Origin of the sequence: Gordonia spumicola (genome assembly GCF_009932475.1) — a bacterium.
Taxonomy (GTDB): Bacteria; Actinomycetota; Actinomycetes; order Mycobacteriales; family Mycobacteriaceae; genus Gordonia; species Gordonia spumicola.
Genome location: NZ_BJOV01000002.1, coordinates 671,128 through 691,155, shown reverse-complemented (window position 1 = coordinate 691,155; position 20,028 = coordinate 671,128). Strand labels below are relative to the sequence as shown.

The following is a 20,028-nucleotide window of genomic DNA, read 5'->3' as shown; positions in this document are numbered from 1 at the left end:
TAGGGTGGGTCTTGTCACCCGTCCAGTGAGGATTCGCTTGTGAGCACACCTGACGACCAGAACGCCGACCGCGGCCAGGTCGTACCCCCGTGGAAGCGGGGGGAGAAGTCGACGTCTACCGGCTTGACCGCGGGTCAGATGGCAGCGTCCGCGTCGGCCGACGACGCGCGTCCGACCGGCCCCGCTCCTCGCGGGGTCGTGTCGGGGCAGCGTCCGGCGCCGACGTCGGGCCCGATCCCGACCGTCGGACCACCCGCGCAGCCCGCGTCGGCCCCGGTTCCGCCGAAGCCGGCCGACAAGCCGGCGTTCGTCGAGTCGGAGACGCGGAACATCCCGCGTGACGATCTCGCGAAGAAGGATCAGCTGCCCGATCTGGACGCGATTCACCAGGTGGACGTGTCGAAGGAGGGGAAGGCCGCCGCTGCCCGCGCGCAGTCGCAGACCATCCCGTCGCGGGCGATCGGTGTGCCGCTGCGAGCGGCCGTCCAGATCCGTCGCGTGGACCCGTGGTCGGTGTTCAAGGTGTCGGGCGTCCTCTCGATCGCGGGCTTCTTCATCTGGATGATCGCCGTGGCCGTCCTGTACGGCGTCCTGGCGGGCATGGGGGTGTGGGACCAGATCAACAGCTCGTTCGGCACGCTCGTCGACTCACAGGGCACCAGCAGCGGCTCCGATCTGATCGGGGCGGGCATGGTGTTCGGCTTCTCTGCCGGCTTCGGTGTGGTCGCGGCGATCCTCATCACCGGCATCGCGACGATCTCGGCCTACATCTACAACGTGTGCGCCGACATGGTCGGCGGCGTCGAAGTGACCCTGGCCGATCTCGACTGACCTCTCGGCCGCTGACCAGCCGTTTTGGTACTTACAGATACGTCGGGTAATGTTCCATCTCGGTTCAAGGGCCTATAGCTCAGGCGGTTAGAGCGCTTCGCTGATAACGAAGAGGTCGGAGGTTCAAGTCCTCCTAGGCCCACCATGACCACCCTCCCGACTTTCGGTCGGGAACCAGGGGCCTTAGCTCAGTTGGTAGAGCGCCGCCTTTGCAAGGCGGATGTCAGGAGTTCGAATCTCCTAGGCTCCACAAGTGGGATATTTGGAAAAGTATCCTCGATGAATTTGGAAAAGCCCCAGGCTGTGATCGCCTGGGGCTTTTTCGTGCGATGTGCGTCCCTTGGGGAGGTGCGGAGGAGCTTAAACGCCAGTCATGAATGGTGTACGGGGCCGGTTCTTCGGCGCTGTGAGCGGTTCTCGTTGACTTGACAGGCCGGCAAGGCGTTGAGGGCGTGGTTGGCCGACACGGCCTCGGATGTTGTGACTGTGTGATTCGGGAAACGACGCTGCGGCTCAGCCGCTGGGTGCGCGTGGTCGTGTGGTGGTGTGTCGTGGCGCCGGGGCTTGGGTGTCGGGTGTGAGTGGTCTGTGGGTGAGCGGGAACTGCGGCGGGACGTTCTGTCGGCGGAGGTGGAAGTGGTTGACGATGCAGCGTTGGTTGTGGGCGAAGATCGTGAAGCCGAGGAGAAACGCGTTCTTGATCCGGCCGAAGACTCGTGTGTATCCGCGTTCGAGCGGCTGCGCGTCTCGAAGTTGGCTGTTGGCCGATTCAACGGCGTTGCGCCTGTAATAGTCCTTGAACCACTTTGTGGTGCCGTAGGGGTTCCGCTGGCGGATGTTCGGAAGGTAACTGTCAGGAAGGGTGACGGTCCCACTGCAACCGCATCGACTAGCGCATGTGGTGGTGGGCCGGTCCTGGGAGCCGCGCATGGAGTACGGGGTGTTCGGGCACCGAATCGGCGAAGTGGCGCGGTCGGCTCGGACGGGGCCGCGGAACCGTGTCCGGCGGTTTCGGGTTGTCATCGGCTTGTACCCGTAATTGGCGTAGCGCTCGTCGTAGCGTTCGGCGAGTTCCTGGTGCTTCTCCACGGTCATGTCGCGGCTGTGAGCGGGCAGATGGCGGAGGTTCTCTGGCAGCGCCTGGGTGAACAGTGTCCCGTCGATCACGACAGTCCCGTGGATGGGACCGGGTTTGGGGGTTCGTTGCTTCTTGGTCAGGTCGAAGACGGGTTCGATACCGTTGTCGCGGAGTCGTTGTGTCCAGAGTTCGGGTTTGGCGTAGTTGTAGGCCCGATCGGCTGGAACATCGGTGATGGTGTGGCCGCGAGCCTGCAGCAGATCGATCATCGGCTGTGCCGCTTTTGCGTGGTGACTGCCAGCTGGGGTGAGATTCGCTGAGACTATGTAGTTCGGAACGGTGGTTTTCGAACCGTAGGGGCGCGTGTTGACACCAAGAGTCAGGTCGTAGCCCACGAACGGTCCCGATGCCCGATTGTTGTGTGCCGAACGATGCCCGTCTCGAGCGTCGGGGTCTTTGGTTCGCTGGGGTCGACCGTCGTCCCCAAGCAACGGCCAACCAGTCCTCCGCGACTTGAGTTCGACCACGTCCGATTGCGCTTGATCATGGGATGTCGGCGCTGGATCACGATCGGCCGACCAGAATGCCCGGATGCGTCCGTACGTTTCGTAGTCGGTCGAGTCCACCGATACCGACATGGTGGTCCGCGCTGGGATCTGGGCGTCGAAGATCCCGTTCATGAGATCCACCATTTCCACGCGTCCAGCCACGACCAGTTGTTTCACACGTTCACCGAAGTAGCGGACTTGGTCGTAGTGGAGGTCGTCTCGCAAGCCAAGAGTTTCGCGTTGGTCAGGTGTAAGGCCACAGTACGTTTCGTAGATCTGTGTGTAGTGCAGCGGGCGGTGCGCAAGCACTGTCAGGTAAGCCAGAGCGAAGAACTGCGACGGAAGGAACTTTCGCGGCCTTCCACGGCTCTCGTGAATCATGACGATATCGAGCAGACGCCGGGCGCGGCTCTGCAGCGCAGCGTTGTACGCGATAGTGAAGTTGAGGTCACTGGAGGGTGGGCCGTCGCCAACCACGATCGTGTCGACATGCCGGAGCTTCACAGCACGCCTGATCAAAATTCGTAGAGCGCGGAGTTGGCGACCACTGTTTCAGGGTCAATAGATGCCAGAAGCGCGGGCATCAACGGCTCAATGAACGTCGCGCTTCGTAGGCCGTACGCCCCGACGACGTGTGGTAGCGGGATGGGCGAGTTCAGGGCATCGTGGGCCCACGTCGTGCGCAAACGGGTAACTGTTAGTGGTTGAAGCGGAACCGGGACCTCACATGGCTGCAACAGCGACCACAACGTTTCGATGCGTGGCACCGCCTTGTCGCGAATCAGAGGAGTATCAGCGGGCAGCTGTGCCGCGAGGTCCACGATGAGCGGCGCATAGGCGGTCCGGATTGGGACGATACGTTGTTCCAGCGCGACCGCGTGCCGACCAGGTGTGACGGTGATGATGCGTCGCGCGGTGAGGTGTGCGATTTCGTCCGGAGCGAGCCCGGCGCCGAGCCCCAGTCCGAGTAGGACGGTCATGACGCGTTGTCGGCCGGCGGTTGCCTGTGAGTGTGCGCATTCGACGAGCCATTCGCATTCCCGGGTCGTGTACGGCTGGTACGGCCTGGCCGTCGGGTATGCCGGCGCGGCCGAATCCCACCGGGCGCGGCGAGTTACGCGCCGCCCGATCGTCCGGAGCACCGACCGGCGAGTACCACGGCTCGCAGGGCTGAGGTTCGGACATCCGGTGGCCACGTATCGTTCGATGACCTCCGGGGTGAAGAGTTCCTCGACATCAGTCGGTAGGCCGAGGCGGTGGGCCCACAGGAGCAATTGAGTGATCGCAAGGATTCGATGACTTGCCGAGGTGCCGGTAGCGGGGGCACTGGACCGAGTGATCCGTCGTGCCGAATCGGCGATCAACCCCCACTCGATCGCCCCAATCGATGTCGGGACGTACAAGTCGATCGCCGTGTCGACACTGGTGCCCCTCATTGCGCTCGCACCCTATGAAGATGGCGAGTGGAGGCGCGCGGCGTCCGCAGGCAGCACAGAATGGCGTGTATCGTCACGAAGGAACTCCTAGGCGGGTTCAGGACGGCGGTGGCGACCGCCGTTGAGATGTCAGGTGCCGACCAGTTTGGTCGGTGCCTGATGTCGTTCGGCAAGGGTTGGCTTGCCGAACGTGATCTCTTCGCTGCGAGAAGAGATCAGAATGGTCGTGCCCGATTGATTCCCAGTGTTGCCCCCTCGGGTGTATGAAACAGAAAAGCCACGTCCAGGTTGGAACTCCCGGACGTGGCTTCGAATGTGAGGTCAACACTAGCATTCAACTCGACAATTGTGGAGATGTTTACTCGGCGTGTCGAGTGCGGATATAAGGAGGAGACTATGGAAGGAAACTCGTTTCAGCAGGCGGTAACAGCATCGCCAGCCACGATGACCTTCACGATCGTCGACGTGCTGAGTATCGACACAGCTGCTGCAGCCGTCGGCGTCAGCGACCCACGCACTCTACGAAACTGGGCCACCGGCAACCAGAATCTTCGCCAACGCGCGCTCGTTCGTCTGACAGTCGTCTTCCAGATCGTTCAGGAACTCCAGTCTGTTCTCAGTGATCTGCAGGTCCGACAGTGGTTCACCACAATCAACCCCACACTCAACTACAGGTCGGTGCTCCGCGTCCTCGACGAAGACCCGATCGAAATGACGGCCCCGCAGCTCCTCCGCTATGCAACTGAATTCGCGGCGCAAGTCCAAGCTGGGACCGCAGCTGTCCGAGCTGGGGACCAGACGATCGGTCGATAGCCCCGACTAGTAGCCAAGCTTGGACTACGTCCATCCAGATCACCAAAGTGGGTCGACTTCTTGCGGATTGCCGTAAGTGCCAGCCCTTCACGGACGGGTACTAGTGAAAGATGCTCATGCCACGCGACAATGGGAGCGCAAAGATCATAGCGATGACGCGACGAGGAGGGGTCAGGAATGTGCATCAGAGCCGAACCTAGATCGAACTGAGACGTTGGAGTTACTACGCAAAGCTGGAGCGCTCGACCGCTCTTGACGGCGAGGTTGCGGGCGTCGATGTAGAGTGGGAAGCCGTTTCAACGGCCAGTTTCCGTGCTACGCGACACGTCCAGACTGAGGCCGTCAAGAATGGCGGCGACCGCGGGCATGTCGACCGATGCGGATCCGCGACGACTCAAACTAGCGCGAAGCCAACCACGAAGGTCAGAGGTGCTCCCGACCAGTGCGACCGCCTGATCGTGCGCTCGCAAGTGAGAATAGGAATTGGGATGGGAGTAGTACACGCAGGCGTCGATCCAACCGCAGGCTATGTCATGGGCCTCAAACAGTGAACGGAGTCGCGCGGCCTGGACTTTGACTTGGGTAGTAGGGGTCCGTTCCTTCACGTCCGAAACAGTCACGCGCGAGAACTTCTTGTTCGATGTGGACTCGCTCGATCTGGTCGATCCGTGGGCGTAGAGCTGGATCGACGCCCCGCGGCGCGCGACTCGCAAGGCGAGGTCGCCGCGCTCAACGGCACTCACTTCAATCTCGCTGAGGAGGTGAGCCAGCGCGCCCTCCCGCGGGGCAGCGCCGTCCAGCACGACCGCGTCCCAGTACTTGTTCTCCACGATCATGATCCGCCCGGCGACGAGGACTATGTGGTCGATCTGGGCATAGACGTCGCTGTCGGCAGGGCGAAACATGACACCGCTGAAGACCATCGCTGATCGATCCAGTTCCCGACAGACCGACACTATGCGGTCGCGTGAATAGCGGTCCCCCTGGGCGAGGAGCTTGTCCTGCTTCTCCTGCAGGAGGTCGGCTCGGTGTCGGATGACATCCCGTGCAACCTCCGCTTCGGACAGCTCGTTCTGATGAGCGATCTTCAGAGCAGAAATCTCGGCGGTGTGGTCGGCCTGACTAGCAGCCAGAATCCGGGAGAACTCACCGGCCGCCTCTCCCATCCGCATCTGGTGCGCCTGAAGCAGATACTGTTCGCGACTGTGCATCGCAACGGCAGCTTTGGCGACTCGGCGGCGTACGAGCACTGCCGACGCCACCAGCGCACAGACGAGAGCGGTAACAAGCAGCGCTAAGAAGACGGTCATAGTGTCCATACGCCTCATTAGACGTCATCCCACTGACACAATCCGTCCCGCCCGCCCGACAGGGGCTGTTCAGTCTGGATCGCGAGCCGAGTTCAAGTTGCAGAAGATGCGACTTGACCACTGTCCTCCTTCTTCTCGCGACTCGAGTGCACCTCGGCTGGCTCCGAGCGCCACGGAACTACGGTGCGGGTAGGCACACCCGTATCCACCGAGTTGGCCAGCTCCCGCGCTAATGCGGCCACAGTCGACGGTGTATCCGGGTCCAGACGTCGGGGCTTTGTCGCACGATCGATCTTTCACGACGAGCAGCATGCGCCGCTGGAGAATCACGAATAGCACGCCCGACTTGAGTCTGTACGACGAGGCCGTTGGCGCAGTACGTTGCGCGGGAACGAGGCTGAAGGTATCCCTGGATCCGATGACCGGCCAGCCTGATGTACGACTTTAGACTTGGTCTCGAGAGTCTGGGCCATCGGACCTGGTTGGGGCTGGTCGGCTATGAACTTAAGCGCCTCTATTGACAAAAAGCTCGAGAGTGGTCAAAGTCGCACATGTCGGCCTTGATCGCTCTAAGGTCGTAATACGGTCAGGCGGCTGGCGTCAGGCCACAACCAGGGGGATGTAAATGAGAAGACTCACGCTATTGGTCTGCACGCTGCTGCTCGGGCTCACGTTTCTGGCGGCAGGCCCGGCGCGGGCGGAAGCAGAATTCACGACGAAACTGTCGGGCGTGCTCACGGGATTCGAGTCACGGCGCTGGACCGACGGAAACTCCGACGCGGCCGCAACGACTGTCCGGTTTGACAACTGCCGCGAGAAGACTGCGGGAATGGCTTTGGCATCAGCTGATGTCATGCTACGAAAAGACCGCCCCTTTCAGCCCGACGAGGACCACGGAACCAAGCGCCTCAACTGCTCCGCAAGTGCTTTCGGAAACTGGGGGCGGAAGGCGTCCGGAAAGTACTTCTTCCGGATTGAGAAAATCAATGGGTACTCGGGCGGATTCCGCCAGCTGAATGCTTCGTTCGTTCGAGTCCGCTACTAGCTGAGCGATCTCATCGACAGGACCAACGTTTCAGCTAGCGACAGGGTTTCCACTTGTTGGAGTACAAGGAAGTCACTTTCGAGTATCGCGGGCTATGGCGGCGGCGGATGGCGCTCAGCGACTTCAGTTGGCGTAGCGGTCGTGGTTTGACGGTGCTGCTCGGCCCGAACGGAGCCGGCAAGTCGACACTCCTAGGAGTTGGTGCAAACTCTCTTCGCCCCACTCGTGGAACAGTCCGCCATGTCGATGGACGAGGCGCCGTTCTGTCGGGGAGGGATATCCGACGAGCTGTCGGCTGGATGCCGCAGACGATCACACCCGTAGTGGGATTAACCTGTCGAGAGCAGGTTGCCTACTACGGGTGGGTCGCCGGAATGAGCAAGTCGGCCGCCTGGGCTAGCGCATCAGATTCCCTTCGCAATGTAGACCTCAGCGACAGATCCGGGGACAAGGCCACGCACCTTTCAGGGGGCCAACTTCGCCGACTTGGACTCGCTCAGACATTGGTCTCCTCGCCGAGCATGCTCTTGCTCGATGAACCGACAGCAGGGTTGGACCCCAGCCAGAAGAGATCCTTTCGCCAACTGGTTCGGGAGCTGGCCGCACACCACGGAATCGATATCATCATCTCGACACATGAAACCGACGAACTGTCGTCCACGTTCGACGCCGTAGCGGTGCTCGACGCTGGTCGTCTCTGCTTCTCCGGATCAGCGTCCGAGTTCATGTCGCACGGCCGTAGTCTCCGGACAGGCGTTGAGTCGGCTGAACGAGCGTACTCCCACTTCGTAAAGTCGTCGCTGTAATGCAGATCCTAACGAGACTTCGGATCCAGCCTGCCTTCTGGATATCGCCTATACTCGCCATTATCTCAGCCTATTACCTAACGCTGGTTCCTGTCGGGCCTATCCGATATCGACTAGGTGACTGGATTGATGGCACTGAAGTACTCATGTTCTTGGCGCCAGCAGCGGGTGCGCTTGCCGCTTATGAGTGTGGTCGGCTTCGGGATTCTCATCTAGTCGAGTACCCCGGTGTTCGGTATCGGATCTCTGTGATCGGGAACGTGATTGGTCCCGCGACTATTCTTGTCAGCATCATCGCCTACGGGGCGGGCGCGTTTCATTCTGGTTCACTGTTGCCTCCGTGGGAGGTTGCTGTGGGGGTGATCAGCACTGTCGGATGCTTCGCCCTGATTGGCGGAGCATTCGGCTGTTTAGCTCGTCGTGCTATCAGTGTCCCCCTCATGCTCGTCGTCGGATATCTCTGGATGGTGATGCCTGGCGCGGTCCAACCGTACTGGATCAGAAATCTCAACGGTTCATGGATTGGGTGCTGCGGAATTGAGAGTGAGCTTTCAGCAACAGTATTTTGGGCCGGGACAATTCAGAACCTTGCAATCGCACTCGCCGCACTCGTCTTGATCACGACTGTTGGAAATCAGCGACGCGCGATATGGATTAGTATTGCCATCATCATCCCACTGGCGGCAGCCTTCATCGGCGCCGCATCGACAAGTGATGTTGGGCCCACAGCCGACGTAGAACGGTCAACACCGCTTGTGTGCAGTTCAAGCGACGAGGTGACCTATTGTACGTGGCCTGAGATCTCTGACGATGACGGCAATGTCGCAGCGATAATCGCATCTGTGCGAACGGACTGGAAGCGTGCTGGCTTCGATTCGCCAGGTACGTATCGAGCTATCACGACCTCGCCCAGCGAAGTCGTGTTCATGATCATTCCTGACGCCCCAGATATCGATATTCGGCAGTCGTTGACCAATGCTGTCGTGAACCACCTCCCAGTATGTGCCGAGAATCCATCCGGATACGCGCCCGCATTGGATCCTATTGAACTGTGGCTTCTGCGTAGGTCTGGTGTGAACGCAAATACCGACGTGCCGGGCGTAACCGAACTCGTCCAACGCATCGAACAGAAGTCGCCAGCAAAGCAGGCCGCCTGGCTAGATAGAACCCTCAATGCGATAGCGAACTGCGGAGATGTATCCCCGGAGGCTATGGAACCGTGACATTGTGGGCAAAGAATCGGTTCGTTCTCCCCTCACTCGTCGTTGTTGTGTTGGTTGCGGTCGTGACCGCTTCACTGGGTGACAACGAGTTCCCGGTGCCGCGGATAATTGGCGTTTCGCAGGTGCCCGTCACGGCCGCTCTCTTCATTCCGGCCCTGATCGCCATAGTTGCAGCCGCGAGCCTGAGTCGAGCGAATCTCTCTGCCGATCGGCGTGCGGTGCGTCGTATCAGCCGGTACGATGCCGGGTTGGTTTTACTGCTGCTGTCCGTGTATGCGATCGTCACCATTGTCCTATCAGGTGGGCCGGTTCCAGCTGCGATACTAGGAGTTAGAATTGCAGTCGGGCTCACTGGCCTGATGCTCCTCTGTCGGACCGTGATGTCCTCGGAGATGGCCGTAGTGCCGCCAGTTGTCTATCTTTTGATGGCAGTCGTATTCGGTACATCAAGGTCCTTGTGGGCATGGATCGCCGACGAGCATGATTCACGGGTCAGCGTTGTGATAGCGGCCTGTGTACTTGCCGCGGGGCTAGCCGCCGAATCAATTCGGTCTGTGACACCGGTCGCAAACTAGTTCGGCACGATATCTCTTCAACGAAGCCGCGACAATTGAACTCCAACTTCACTACGCGTAGGGTTCTTCGTTGGTGCCGACGAGGTCAAAGTCCGTCAGGATCAGTTCTGTAGTAGGCCCCACTGCCGCCCATTTGTAGTTCGCACTGGTGCGTCGGACCGTTCAGCACGGGTTGTTGAGTCGAATGAGCCTGCAGGTGGTGGGTCACGATTTGAGATGTACACCAGGGTCATCGAGGCTGTAGCGATGCCAGTGAGCCAAGCCGCCATCGGCATCTGAAACCGGTAGTATTCTACCTAAGTTGACCACCAATGGACGCGCCACCTCCGAGGAGACCGACATGAGCCCTAACAGTCTTCCTGAGTCATCCGAGCTGGATATCCGAGATTACCTCTACATCGATCGCACTCGGGTCGGAAGTTTGCTTGCTCAGCTCATAGATGGACTCCCCGAGGAGCGAAGTGAAACAAAGACGCGTTCTCGCCGGATCGATTTGGGCCTTCGTCGAGTCGCGGCCGTCGGTAAGGACGTAGGTGAGAACAGTGCTCAGACTCTCGCTCTCGCTGACCTCCATGTGTCGCAACTTGAGGAGTCGGCAGAGGCGTTAGGCCTGCTTGCGGACGTGTCAGACAAAATGTCGGCACGTAAGTTCTGGCTCCGTGGGAAGGTGCGTGAGCGAGCGCGTCCAGGAATGCTACTGCGCGTAACCGCGCCGACTCAGGTGAGCGACATCGCGAGCATTGCAGGTGCGTTCCGCCGACTGAATGATGCGTTGTCAAACGAACCAGGCGAGCTAGAGCAGGTGCTTGACGCCCTAGAAGCGCTGTACGGGGACTCCATCACGGTGTCAGTCCGTACTGCTGACCCGGATGACTACGAAGTGGGCTTCGTCGGGGAAATTCCTCACGAGCATGAGTTCGGCCCAATGCGGCGCGAGCTCCTCCTATCGCAGGTGGGTTCGGAACCTACGGAACTGACCATCCTCATGCAGATAGCGGCGGTGCCGACGGAACGTGAGAGATTCACACCTGAACAGGTCATCGCCCAGATCAAGCCTCAGGTCGACCGGCTCCTCCAGAGTGGAGACTCAGGAATTGATCGATCGGCACTCGATGAGCTCACCGGCGCATTCGGCAGCATGTTGACGAGTACCGGGTTCGTCGCTGCACCAAGCTGGCCAGCGATAGGCATGGTGCCGCTCGCGATCTATCGGGCTGTTGAACAAGGTCCTTGGACATCGATGCCACCCGTCTGACTAGGTCAGTCAGTGAGCAATGAAATTCAAGCACCGGGCTGCTATCACTCTTGGTTGGCCGAGTGAACTTGGTAGAAGCTGTGCCGGTCTGAGGCACACTGACACAAGTGCTCGCCGACGATGGGACGAGCTCTCCGCTCTCATTAACATTACGATTACTGGACATAGCGGCTATTAGCGGCGTGCTATCAGCTTGGCCGATGATGACCACAGGTCGTCGGCGGTCATTCGTTTCGGGTCGAAAATCGATCAGAAATGAAGGTATGATTGAGTAATGAATCTAGGAGACGCAACGGTCACGTTATCGAGTGGAGAACAGATTCGTTCCAGCGAGGTAGTGTCCATGGAGCTTTTGTCGAACGGGATACTGAAAGTCATTCGTAGCGTGGAACGGTCGCTTAAAGTCAAGGTTTCCCTCTACTCTCCGAACAAGTGGATGCTGGTTGAGTACCTCGAGATGATGCCGCTCCCGGTCGCGAAGAATCCCATGATGACCGCGGAGCAGCTTGCGAGGCTTGAATCGAAGTCGGTTGCGCCGCGGTGAACTCGTAACCGACCCTGGCGGTACGCCGCCGGATCATCGGAGGACAGTGATTCGTCCCGCTCGATCGCAGGGATACGTGCAGGTCGGCTCGCTGTAGGCGACACCGGTTCTCGGGTCGACGAGCTCCGGGTAGGCGCGCATCTGCGGCCACGCGGCGCTAGTGTCGATCCACGCTTGGCTCACCTGCACCTCTGGTGAGACGACGTAGACCTGGGTGCGACAGATAGTCGTCGGCACCTGGTCGATGGTTTGAAATCTATTGGGGCCCTTGGTAAATCGCACTTCCGATCGACAGAGACAAAGGTGCCCGGCCCCTCACCTAGTGTCGCCGCGCACGAAGAATCCACCAACATCGTCGGGCTCAATGGTCTGCGATTTCTCCACCACTCTGCGTGGCCACGGATGATCAGAGCCAAAGAGGGCCTCGCTCAGCCATGCTGAACCAATAGCGAGTTCCCAGGTGAGGACATCGCCCACCTGGGAAGAGGAATAGACGAATCGGGCGGGCGACTGTGCGACGATGACTTCATGGAGTCGGTTCACCCCTCCGTCGATGCCGTCTACGACCAGGTAACAGCACACCTGGCTACCCTCGACGGTCCTGGTCTCGTCGAGGAGTTGCGTGCGCTCCTCGGAGCGCGTTTGGTCGCGTATCTCGCTGGCGTGTCCAGCACCTCCACTGTCAGCAGCTACATCGACGACGCGGCCACAATCTCGGACTACGCCCGTGACCGGTTGCAGGCCGCCTACACCGTCGCTGCCCTGCAACATAAACTCGGTGCCACACCCGGTTTGATTCAGGCGTGGTTTCAAGGACGCGATCCGCTGCTGAACGATCGCGCACCGGCGAGGGTTATCGTTGACGATCCCAGCTACGACCGGCACACGATGATCTCGGCCGCGGTAGCTATGGTGATCGAGTAGTGGACGCCGACGACGCCGAGTTCGCAGCGACACAGAAGATCGGCAATAGAATTCATGCACTCGCGCAGGCAGAGGCAGTCTTCGACTCACTGGTGGAGCCGCCACCACACATCCGACGTCAACTCGAGGTATTCAAGGACGGTCTCCTCGACGCTGCCGACTAGCAACCCGACGGTTTCAGTCGTCACTGCCCGCTAGAGTCGAGTCACTAGTTCAGCGAGTGGAGGTTGACATGGGCGATTCGAGGCACGCCAAGCAGACCTCACCCGGGGCCCGAGGCTCTGCTGCCGTACCGCCGGCATCGTCAATACTCACCTCGGAGCAGGAGATGGCGCTGCGCGCCGCCGGATCATTCGTCGACAAGATGCCGCCGCCCGAGCGGCGTGGCTCAACGATAGCCGCGAAGCGAACCTCCGAACTGCTCGCGACCGCCTTCACCGTCGATCAAGCCGCGACCAGGCTCGGTGTTACGTCCCGACGTATCCGTCACCGACTGGCCGGTCGGACGCTTCTGTCGATGAAAGTCTCACACCGACACTGGCTGCCCGCGTTCCAGTTCACTGCCGACGGCGAACTCTCCGGATGGGCGCAGGTCGCACCAGCGTTCCCGACGACGGCGCCCCCGACCTCGGTGGCTTGGTTCATGCAGACCCCTCATCCTGATCTGTCCCTGGAAGGTCGAGCGGTGTCGCCGGTCAGTTGGTTGGTGTCAGGCAACGACCCCGGTCGGGTCGTGGACATGATTACTACAGCGTTCGAATTCCACGCGTCGTGACTGCATGCCGCACCCTGGCGTGCGGTTTCCAGTAAGTGAGGTGACCGAAAGGAGGCACTAGCCTCGACCCAGAACACCTCGAAGAGTGACCTATATCACATTGATGAATGGGAACTTCACGTAGTGCTTGCGCGACCTCTCCTGACTGAACAGAGGGCACGAGAGCTCTTCGCGAGAGACAGGATCGACGTTGGCCACCACGAATCCGATAGATCAAGGCCGCGGCCGTTCTAACGAGCCCGGACATGCTTCGCAGCGGTCGCGGCCGCCGCGTGAACGGTCGGCTGGTGACCGCTGGCGGCCGCTCCTCCTACGCTGGCACTTTTACGCCGGGCTCCTCGTTGGGCCGTTCCTGTTGGTCGCGGCAATCACCGGGACGCTGTATGCCGTGATTCCGCAGATCGATCGGGTGGTGCACAGCCACGAGCTGACGGTCGACCACATCGGCGACCGTGAACTCCCTATGGGCGAGCAGATCGAGGCGGCCCGCCGTGCACACCCCGAGGGCACCATCGCGTTCGTGCGGCCCGCGCCAGTGGCCGGAGAGACGACTCGCGTCGCACTCGCCACTGACGATGTCCGCGAAGGTCTTAACAAGACCGTGTTCGTAGACCCATATACCGGCGAGGTGCGCGGGGCACTTCCGACCTACGGGCAGTGGCTGCCCGTACGGACTTGGTTTGATGATTTGCATCGCAACCTCCATCTGGGCGACTTTGGTGGCTCTTCGGATTTCAGAGTGCGTTGATCCGTTCGGCGAGCTGACCTGAGTGCAGTAGGGACCGCAAGATGTAGTGGTCGAGGTTGCGGAAGCCTTGGGCAATTCCGCGCAGGTGTTCGAGGCGACCGTTGATCGCTTCGACGGGACCGTTGGAGACGCCGACGTCGAAGTAGGCGAGGATCTCCGCGCGTCGGTTCCAGAGTGTCCGCCCGAGTTGAGCGAGTTCTTCCAGCCCAGGCGGTAGGCCTTTCTGGATCCGTTTGAGGGCCTTCCACATCAGTTTCTTGCCCTCGCGGCGTTGCGGGTGCTCGTAGGCGGCGATGATCTGCAAGTAGATCTGGTGCGTGACCTCGACCGCGACGTGCTCATCTCGGCTGGTCAACGCCTCGAACAGCCGGACCTTCTGTTTGCCGGTCAGCAGTTCGGTCCGGGTGTGCAGGATCCGGCGCACCATGTAGAGCGGGTCACCGGCCCTGCCTCGGTGCCCGCACGTGTCCTGCTGGACTCGGGTGCGGCAGCGGTCGAGTTTCTCCCCGGCCAGACGTACAACGTGGAACGGGTCCATCACGATCCGCGCCGCCGGGAGTTCTTCGGCAGTGGCGGTCTTGTAGCCGGTGAACCCGTCCATCGCCACGACCTTCACCCGATCCCGAAACCGTTGGTCACGCCCGCCCATCCACGTCTTGAGGACCATCTTCGATCGGCCGGCGATCATATCGAGCAGACGCGCCGGCCCAGTCCCCTCAACGACGGGGGTCAGGTCGATCAGAACCGTCACCCACCCCGAATCGCCTTGCCCGCGAACGTGTTTCCACTTGTGCTCATCCACCCCGAGATGCCGTACACCGGCCAGGTGCCCGCCGTCGTAGACCAGAGCCCGAGCTGACTCGACCGCGACGGTGTTGACCGTGGCCCAGTCGATCCCGAGCTGTGCGGCGACCGCGGCGACGCTCATCTTGTCGATCGCGATGCGTTGCAGGATCCACCGCCCGGTGCGGCGGGTCATCACCGCTCGGGGCGCCGTGATCGTGGTGATGTCGGCACGAAACACCGACCTCGAACAGTCGACAGTGCTGCACACGAACCGCGGGACCGCCACATGCAGCAGCACCGGCCGCCCCGCGGCCGGGACATCAGTGAGGACCCGATCAACATGGTCACGCCGCTGACCAGCAACATCGCAGCCAGGACAGCGCGGATCAGGGTCGAGGATCTGGCAGAAGATGTGAGTCCGGTCGTCGATGTCGACGGCCGCTCCAATGATCGTGACGCCGAGTTCGACGGTTCGGCAGATCATGTCAGCAGCAGGGCACGTAGGCTCGTTCATGGGTCCTGTGGTCGTGAGGAAGATCGTTGAGGAACCTTCATTCTCACACCCAGGACCCGCCTACATGTTGTGGTCGTACGTGCTCGACCCGAACCTCATCTACGCACTCTTAGATCCGAAGAGCCACTTTGGTCGCAACTACAGTGAGATCGCGGCCAGCTGGCTGTGGGTGGTTTCTCTCGGTGGACTGATCCTGTGGATCGGCTACCGTCGGCGCACCCGCAAAACGCGTCGTCTCCTTGTTCCGGACCGCGAGGCACCCAAACGTCTTCGCACCCTCAGTTGGCACGGTTCAGTCGGTATCTGGATCATCATCGGACTGATCGCATTGTCCGCTTCCGGACTGAGCTGGTCGCGTTTCGCGGGCGAAAGCATCTCTACGCTGCGCACTGAGCTGTCGTGGACGACGCCATCGCCGAGCAGTTCGCCCGCGCCGACTGTCGCCGTCGATCCGCACGCCACCCATGACGGGGGAGGAGGTGACCAAGCGGCGAGCAGTCCCGCTGTCATCGAGCCGAGCGACTTCACGCGGGTGATGGCGACAGCCGACCATCAGGGGCTCGTCGGCCCACTGGAGATCACGCCACCCTCCGAAGCCGGAGCCTACTGGCAGGTTAGTGAGAACGCCCGCGGGTACCCGAGCCACTTCGACTCGATAGCTATCGACCCGCATACGTTCGCAGTCGTCGATCGGGTGGACTTCGCGGACTGGCCGATCGCGGCCAAGCTGACCGAGTGGGCTATCAGCGCACACATGGGGCTGTTCGGTGTCGTCAACCAGATCGTGCTGGTACTCCTTGGGATCGGTTTGACTACCGTGATCTTCCGCGGCTATCTGATGTGGTGGCGGCGACGTGGCAGTTCCGGACTACCTACGGCACCCGCTATCGGGGCACTCGGATCGCTGAAGCCGGTGGAAGCAGTCGCATTGATCGGTGTCGTCGCGCTCACGGGGTGGTTTGTCCCATGGTTCGGTGTCCCGCTCGGTCTCTTCGTGCTATTCGACGCGGCTCGCGGACTTTACCTCGCAAAGCGTGACGCCGCCAACCGCGAGGGGGCGCTCTGATGATCGAAGGCTTGTTCCTGCGGTGGGTCGTCACAATCCTGTTTGCGCTTGCCGCTGCCCAATGCCTCTACTCGCTGCTGCAGTTCAGCATGCCGTGGAAGTCACGGGTCGGACACGTCCTGCATCTAGTGATGTCGGTGGGGATGCTAGTGATGGCCTGGCCGTTCAGCATGGACTGGTCGACGACCCCGCCAATGGTGTTCTTCGGTCTCGCCGCAGTGTGGTTCGTTTCGAGTATAATCCTGCCGGATGCCGAGAGCGCCGCTACTGACTGTGGCTGTGTGCCCCCCACAGACGGGGCGACGGGTAGGGGGGTTGCCGCCTATCACGCGGTGATGATGGGCGCGATGGCCTGGATGTATGCAGTGATGAACGGGACGATCCTGCCCAGCTTCGATGGCGACGGCGGCGGAGATCACGGCATGGCACTGGCGATGCCGTCCGACGGCGGGTTGGTCATCGCTCACGAGCACGGCGGTAGCGACGGTGTGTCCGGAATGCACATGCACGCCGGACAACCTGGATACGTCGCCCCAGTCAACTGGATGCTTGGCGTCGGGTTCGTAGTAGCAGCCTTCGCGTGGCTATACGTCTACTTTAAGAATCGTCGCGTCCCAAGTGCGTCGAGCGACGTGCTCGCCTTCTCCAGCGACCTGTGCCAGGTGTTCATGGCGGCCGGTATGGGAATCATGTTCTTGGCAATGGTCTAACTTCATGGCTGTGCGAGTGTGACCCGTCGTATGGGCGAGCGGCGGGACACACACCGGAAAGGGTCATCGCGTAGACCTGCTTGGTGCCCCTCTCCTCATGTTTGCACTGACGTGATCATCGGTCACCTCTGCGCGCCCGCTGACCAGGCAGGCCCGTAGAATGGCATTCGACGCCGAAACCCCGGCGGGCTAGGAGAAAGTGACTAAGTGAAGACCGTCGTCACCGACGAGCCGAGGACGGTTCGCCTGCACAAGCGCCTGGTCATCGCGATACTCGCCGGAGTTACGCTCTTCGGGTTCCTTTCACTCGCTCTGTACGCTGCGACCGTCGGCGACAGCCGGTTCGCTGAACGAGGCGACCCGAATCCGGGCCGCCTCGTCAGTGTGCTCGACGTCGTCGGCTACTTCGCGGGAGTTGGGCTCGTCGGGCTCAGCCTTGGTGCACTCGTCTACGTGATCACGTGCGCACGTTTCGATGACACTGGATTCATTGACGCAACTGTCTATCCGGCCCAGCGCACCTTCGCCCGCGCAACCTGCTTGCTCGCGTTCGTCGCCTGGGGGATGGTGATCGTTGCAGCCGCCGACGGTGCTGGATTGTCGCTGGGCAAATTGATGTCGACCGACTATGTGTTCGACGCAATCGCCATAAGTGAGAAGTCAATCGCCTGGCTGACCCTCGCGGTCTGCGCGACCGTGTCCACAGTGCTCGGCTGGGTTTCACTGTCGTGGATGGTGCACTTCGTCGCCCTGGTACCGACAGGAATCGCGGCAACCACACTGTTCATGGCGGGTAATGCGGGTCAGGGCCCGAACCACGACTACAGCACTGCGCTCGGGATCTTCTTCGCGCTGGCGCTCACCGTCTCGTTCGGTATCCGGGTCGCCGCCGCGCGAGCACCGGTCCTTGACAGCAGCTCCGATCGGCAGATCGTCGATCGGCGGCGCGCCTGGATCACCTTGGTCTCTGATGCGGTCGGCCTACTGTCGGCGCTCGCCTTGCTTGGCCTCCTGCTGCCTTTTGAGTCTCTTTTCTCCACGCCGTTCGGGGAGGCGTCCTGGGTGATGATCGTGGCAATGCTCGCCGCCCTCGTGGCATCAGTGCGGGCGCTCCGCGCGACAGGGGAAGGCCGGGACACAAGCCGCGTCGACCTTGCAGGCTCAGTTGCTATGCTCGCCGCGATCGCCTGCTGGGCTGTCATGGACACGCGGGTCGCGCCCGGCCTCCTGACCCATCCATTCACCGCGTGGGATGTGTTCCTAGGCTACGAACTGCCCGGCCCCCCGACCGCCTGGACTCTCGCTACGTTCTGGCGTTTTGACTTTTTCATTGGTCTCCTCGCCATCGTCGCGGCCCTCGCTTACTTGATCGGGGTGCGGCGGCTGAAGGCTCGCGGTGACACCTGGCCAGCCGGTCGCACTCTCGCCTGGGCGACCGGTTGCATCCTGTTGGTGCTCGTTGTGTGCTCCGGCGTCCGTTCGTACGGATCGGCGATGTTCAGCGTCCACATGGCCGAGCACATGGCGCTCAATATGTTTGTTCCCGTCCTATTGGTGCTGGGCGCACCGGCCACCCTGGCCCTGCGCACCCTGCCTGCCGCGCGGGCAGGAGGGCCGCCCGGACCACGGGAATGGATACTGAAAGTGCTGCACTCCAAGGTGACGGCATTTCTATCGAATCCGGTCATCGCGCTAGTGATCTTTGTACTGTCGCTCTACATTGTGTACTTCTCGCCGATCTTCGGGACGTTCGCTCGCTACCACTGGGGGCATGTACTGCTGACGCTGCACTTCCTGATCGTCGGCTATCTGTTCTTCTGGGTAATCATCGGCATCGACCCCGGACCGCGCCGCATCCCGTATCTGGCACGCATCGGACTTCTGTTCGCGGTCATGCCGTTCCACGCGTTCTTCGGTATTGCCCTGATGACGATGTCGACCGTCATTGGCGACAAGTTCTACGGCCAGCTCGACCTACCGTGGATCAGCGATAGGCTCGACGATCAGTGGCTTGGCGGAGCCATAGCCTGGGGTATCAGCGAAATCCCGGTGCTGATCGTCGTTGTCGCAATCGTGGCGCAATGGGCCAAATCAGATAATCGAGCAGGCCGCCGTGCCGACCGGCACGCGGCAACCTATGAGGACGCCGAACTCGACGACTACAACGCCATGCTCGAGGAACTCGCCAGGTCGCGCCGTTGAATGGCGCCTGTTCGAGTGCCTGCCAGGCCTAGCGAGGAGCCGTCGAACGAACCTGAGGCATACTGACAGCATGCGGTGCGAGGTCGCGCGCGAGGCCATGTCGGCTCGTCTTGACGGAGAACGGGAGAATGTCCCGTCCGCACGCGTAGACGAGCATCTTGCGGGCTGCGCTGCCTGCACCGCGTACGTGGCGGCTATTGGCGCGCTCGACGCAGTCGGCCCAGATCCGGCACCCGACCTCGCAGACCGGATCCTCGGCGCTGTCCGCGAGCAGTCGCAACCTGTGTCTGTTCCAGGGCGGGCTCAGTGGTCGCGCAGTCGCATCCTGTGGACCAGTGCTGCCGCTGCGGCCGCACTCACAGGCGGATTAGTGGTCGCGTCGGCACTTCTTCCGGCCGGTTGGGTAACCCTGGTCCTGCTCGCGGCCGCATTCTGCCTTACCTGCGGGCTGACGCTGGCCGCTGGCCGTGATCCGAGGGCACTGCGGCGATCGGCCACTGAAGGCGGACCGATCGCCAGTGAAAGCCTAGATGGCGAGGCACTTTCCGAGATCGGGGACCAGGACGCAGTGATAGTCTCGATACGGAGAATCGAACCCAATCAGGAACTGGTGGAATCCATGGCAACGATCACTGTGCCCGTCGACGGACTGCACTGCAACGGCTGCGTCGAGACGGTAACCAAGGATGTCTCGGCTATCCCTGGCGTCCAGTCCGTCCATATCGACCTCAACACCCGGGGTGTCTCGCAGGTGAGGATTGATGCCGCCGAGGATATCGCGGACGAGGTCATCGATCAGGCCATCCGCGCGCACGGCAACTTTATCGTCACGCGCTGAC

The 20,028-nt window shown here is 61.2% G+C and carries 19 protein-coding genes, 2 tRNA genes and 1 pseudogene; 18 read left to right on the top strand and 4 right to left on the bottom strand.

Annotated elements, in window-relative coordinates; translation table 11 throughout:
- Window positions 1-39: 39 nt before the first annotated feature.
- From GYB83_RS05345 to GYB83_RS05335, 3 genes are all read left to right on the top strand, one after another.
- Complete coding sequence (locus GYB83_RS05345) at window positions 40-831, top strand: DUF3566 domain-containing protein (RefSeq protein WP_161894482.1); 792 nt, start codon at window positions 40-42, stop codon at window positions 829-831.
- 68 nt (window positions 832-899) lie between these two features.
- A tRNA-Ile gene (locus GYB83_RS05340) sits at window positions 900-976 on the top strand.
- A 32-nt stretch (window positions 977-1,008) separates the two neighbouring features.
- Window positions 1,009-1,081 (top strand) — tRNA-Ala (locus tag GYB83_RS05335).
- 263 nt (window positions 1,082-1,344) lie between these two features.
- On the opposite strand, the gene GYB83_RS05330 is transcribed toward GYB83_RS05335, so the two are convergent.
- On the bottom strand, window positions 1,345-2,961 hold the full coding sequence (locus GYB83_RS05330; protein WP_161894481.1) for a hypothetical protein: 1,617 nt from the start codon (window positions 2,959-2,961) through the stop codon (window positions 1,345-1,347).
- Window positions 2,962-2,972: 11 nt separating this feature from the next.
- Window positions 2,973-3,437 (bottom strand): hypothetical protein, encoded by a 465-nt coding sequence (locus GYB83_RS23345; protein ID WP_174316891.1) that lies wholly within the window; start codon window positions 3,435-3,437, stop codon window positions 2,973-2,975.
- Between the two features lie 852 nt (window positions 3,438-4,289).
- Between GYB83_RS23345 and GYB83_RS05320 the strand changes: the two genes are divergently transcribed.
- A complete protein-coding gene (locus GYB83_RS05320; protein ID WP_008381389.1) occupies window positions 4,290-4,706 on the top strand; it encodes a hypothetical protein in 417 nt (138 codons plus the stop codon).
- 296 nt (window positions 4,707-5,002) lie between these two features.
- Here GYB83_RS05320 and GYB83_RS05315 read toward each other — a convergent pair whose 3' ends face one another.
- On the bottom strand, window positions 5,003-6,016 hold the full coding sequence (locus tag GYB83_RS05315) for a nuclease-related domain-containing protein (RefSeq protein WP_157436193.1): 1,014 nt from the start codon (window positions 6,014-6,016) through the stop codon (window positions 5,003-5,005).
- Window positions 6,017-6,641: 625 nt separating this feature from the next.
- On the opposite strand from GYB83_RS05315, the gene GYB83_RS05310 reads away from it, so the two are divergent.
- The 10 genes and pseudogenes from GYB83_RS05310 to GYB83_RS05265 form a co-directional block, all read left to right on the top strand.
- Complete coding sequence (locus GYB83_RS05310; RefSeq protein ID WP_008381387.1) at window positions 6,642-7,061, top strand: hypothetical protein; 420 nt, start codon at window positions 6,642-6,644, stop codon at window positions 7,059-7,061.
- 107 nt (window positions 7,062-7,168) lie between these two features.
- Window positions 7,169-7,867, top strand: a complete 699-nt coding sequence (locus GYB83_RS24055) for an ATP-binding cassette domain-containing protein (RefSeq protein WP_052005477.1) — start codon at window positions 7,169-7,171, stop codon at window positions 7,865-7,867.
- 248 nt (window positions 7,868-8,115) lie between these two features.
- Window positions 8,116-9,090: a DUF7224 domain-containing protein gene (locus GYB83_RS05300; protein WP_008381385.1), complete on the top strand. Its 975-nt coding sequence runs from the start codon at window positions 8,116-8,118 to the stop codon at window positions 9,088-9,090.
- A gap of 62 nt (window positions 9,091-9,152) precedes the next feature.
- Complete coding sequence (locus GYB83_RS05295; RefSeq protein WP_161894480.1) at window positions 9,153-9,665, top strand: hypothetical protein; 513 nt, start codon at window positions 9,153-9,155, stop codon at window positions 9,663-9,665.
- A gap of 301 nt (window positions 9,666-9,966) precedes the next feature.
- Window positions 9,967-10,920 (top strand): DUF6414 family protein, encoded by a 954-nt coding sequence (locus tag GYB83_RS05290; RefSeq protein WP_223291299.1) that lies wholly within the window; start codon window positions 9,967-9,969, stop codon window positions 10,918-10,920.
- A gap of 274 nt (window positions 10,921-11,194) precedes the next feature.
- Window positions 11,195-11,464 carry a hypothetical protein gene (locus GYB83_RS05285; RefSeq protein ID WP_157436187.1) on the top strand — a complete coding sequence of 90 codons (270 nt, stop codon included), beginning with the start codon at window positions 11,195-11,197 and terminating at the stop codon, window positions 11,462-11,464.
- A gap of 528 nt (window positions 11,465-11,992) precedes the next feature.
- The gene (locus tag GYB83_RS05280; protein WP_008381370.1) at window positions 11,993-12,388 is read left to right on the top strand and encodes a LacI family DNA-binding transcriptional regulator; all 396 of its coding nucleotides are present in this window, start codon (window positions 11,993-11,995) and stop codon (window positions 12,386-12,388) included.
- Window positions 12,388-12,552: a hypothetical protein gene (locus tag GYB83_RS05275; protein ID WP_008381368.1), complete on the top strand. Its 165-nt coding sequence runs from the start codon at window positions 12,388-12,390 to the stop codon at window positions 12,550-12,552. Before GYB83_RS05280 ends, GYB83_RS05275 begins: the two co-directional genes overlap by 1 nt.
- Before the next feature lie 68 nt (window positions 12,553-12,620).
- Complete coding sequence (locus GYB83_RS05270) at window positions 12,621-13,163, top strand: DNA-binding protein (RefSeq protein ID WP_161894479.1); 543 nt, start codon at window positions 12,621-12,623, stop codon at window positions 13,161-13,163.
- Between the two features lie 190 nt (window positions 13,164-13,353).
- A pseudogene (locus GYB83_RS05265) lies at window positions 13,354-13,884 on the top strand (PepSY-associated TM helix domain-containing protein); the annotation flags it as partial.
- A 13-nt stretch (window positions 13,885-13,897) separates the two neighbouring features.
- On the opposite strand, the gene GYB83_RS05260 reads toward GYB83_RS05265, so the two are convergent.
- Entirely contained in the window at window positions 13,898-15,211 is a 1,314-nt protein-coding gene (locus GYB83_RS05260) for an ISL3 family transposase (RefSeq protein WP_161893848.1), read from the bottom strand.
- 64 nt (window positions 15,212-15,275) lie between these two features.
- Here GYB83_RS05260 and GYB83_RS05255 point away from each other — a divergent pair, with 64 nt between their 5' ends.
- The 4 genes from GYB83_RS05255 to GYB83_RS23340 all read left to right on the top strand — a co-directional run bounded on the left by GYB83_RS05255 (window position 15,276) and on the right by GYB83_RS23340 (window position 20,027).
- A complete protein-coding gene (locus GYB83_RS05255; RefSeq protein WP_308469442.1) occupies window positions 15,276-16,277 on the top strand; it encodes a PepSY-associated TM helix domain-containing protein in 1,002 nt (333 codons plus the stop codon).
- On the top strand, window positions 16,277-16,987 hold the full coding sequence (locus GYB83_RS05250) for a DUF5134 domain-containing protein (RefSeq protein ID WP_161894477.1): 711 nt from the start codon (window positions 16,277-16,279) through the stop codon (window positions 16,985-16,987). The genes GYB83_RS05255 and GYB83_RS05250 overlap by 1 nt, the downstream gene beginning before the upstream one ends.
- A gap of 207 nt (window positions 16,988-17,194) precedes the next feature.
- Window positions 17,195-19,189 (top strand): cytochrome c oxidase assembly protein, encoded by a 1,995-nt coding sequence (locus GYB83_RS05245; RefSeq protein ID WP_371865000.1) that lies wholly within the window; start codon window positions 17,195-17,197, stop codon window positions 19,187-19,189.
- Between the two features lie 70 nt (window positions 19,190-19,259).
- Window positions 19,260-20,027 (top strand): cation transporter, encoded by a 768-nt coding sequence (locus GYB83_RS23340; RefSeq protein WP_186349715.1) that lies wholly within the window; start codon window positions 19,260-19,262, stop codon window positions 20,025-20,027.
- Window position 20,028 lies beyond the last annotated feature (1 nt).

What these genes read in the sequence shown, in the direction of transcription:
- GYB83_RS23345 (WP_174316891.1), bottom strand. Translation starts at nt 3,437, where the DNA reads ATGACCGTCCTACTCGGACTGGGGCTCGGCGCCGGGCTCGCTCCGGAC.
- GYB83_RS05320 (WP_008381389.1), top strand. Translation starts at nt 4,290, where the DNA reads ATGGAAGGAAACTCGTTTCAGCAGGCGGTAACAGCATCGCCAGCCACG.
- GYB83_RS05315 (WP_157436193.1), bottom strand. Translation starts at nt 6,016, where the DNA reads ATGACCGTCTTCTTAGCGCTGCTTGTTACCGCTCTCGTCTGTGCGCTG.
- GYB83_RS05310 (WP_008381387.1), top strand. Translation starts at nt 6,642, where the DNA reads ATGAGAAGACTCACGCTATTGGTCTGCACGCTGCTGCTCGGGCTCACG.
- GYB83_RS24055 (WP_052005477.1), top strand. Translation starts at nt 7,169, where the DNA reads ATGGCGCTCAGCGACTTCAGTTGGCGTAGCGGTCGTGGTTTGACGGTG.
- GYB83_RS05285 (WP_157436187.1), top strand. Translation starts at nt 11,195, where the DNA reads ATGAATCTAGGAGACGCAACGGTCACGTTATCGAGTGGAGAACAGATT.
- GYB83_RS05280 (WP_008381370.1), top strand. Translation starts at nt 11,993, where the DNA reads ATGGAGTCGGTTCACCCCTCCGTCGATGCCGTCTACGACCAGGTAACA.
- GYB83_RS05270 (WP_161894479.1), top strand. Translation starts at nt 12,621, where the DNA reads ATGGGCGATTCGAGGCACGCCAAGCAGACCTCACCCGGGGCCCGAGGC.
- GYB83_RS05260 (WP_161893848.1), bottom strand. Translation starts at nt 15,211, where the DNA reads ATGAACGAGCCTACGTGCCCTGCTGCTGACATGATCTGCCGAACCGTC.
- GYB83_RS05255 (WP_308469442.1), top strand. Translation starts at nt 15,276, where the DNA reads ATGTTGTGGTCGTACGTGCTCGACCCGAACCTCATCTACGCACTCTTA.
- GYB83_RS05250 (WP_161894477.1), top strand. Translation starts at nt 16,277, where the DNA reads ATGATCGAAGGCTTGTTCCTGCGGTGGGTCGTCACAATCCTGTTTGCG.
- GYB83_RS23340 (WP_186349715.1), top strand. Translation starts at nt 19,260, where the DNA reads ATGCGGTGCGAGGTCGCGCGCGAGGCCATGTCGGCTCGTCTTGACGGA.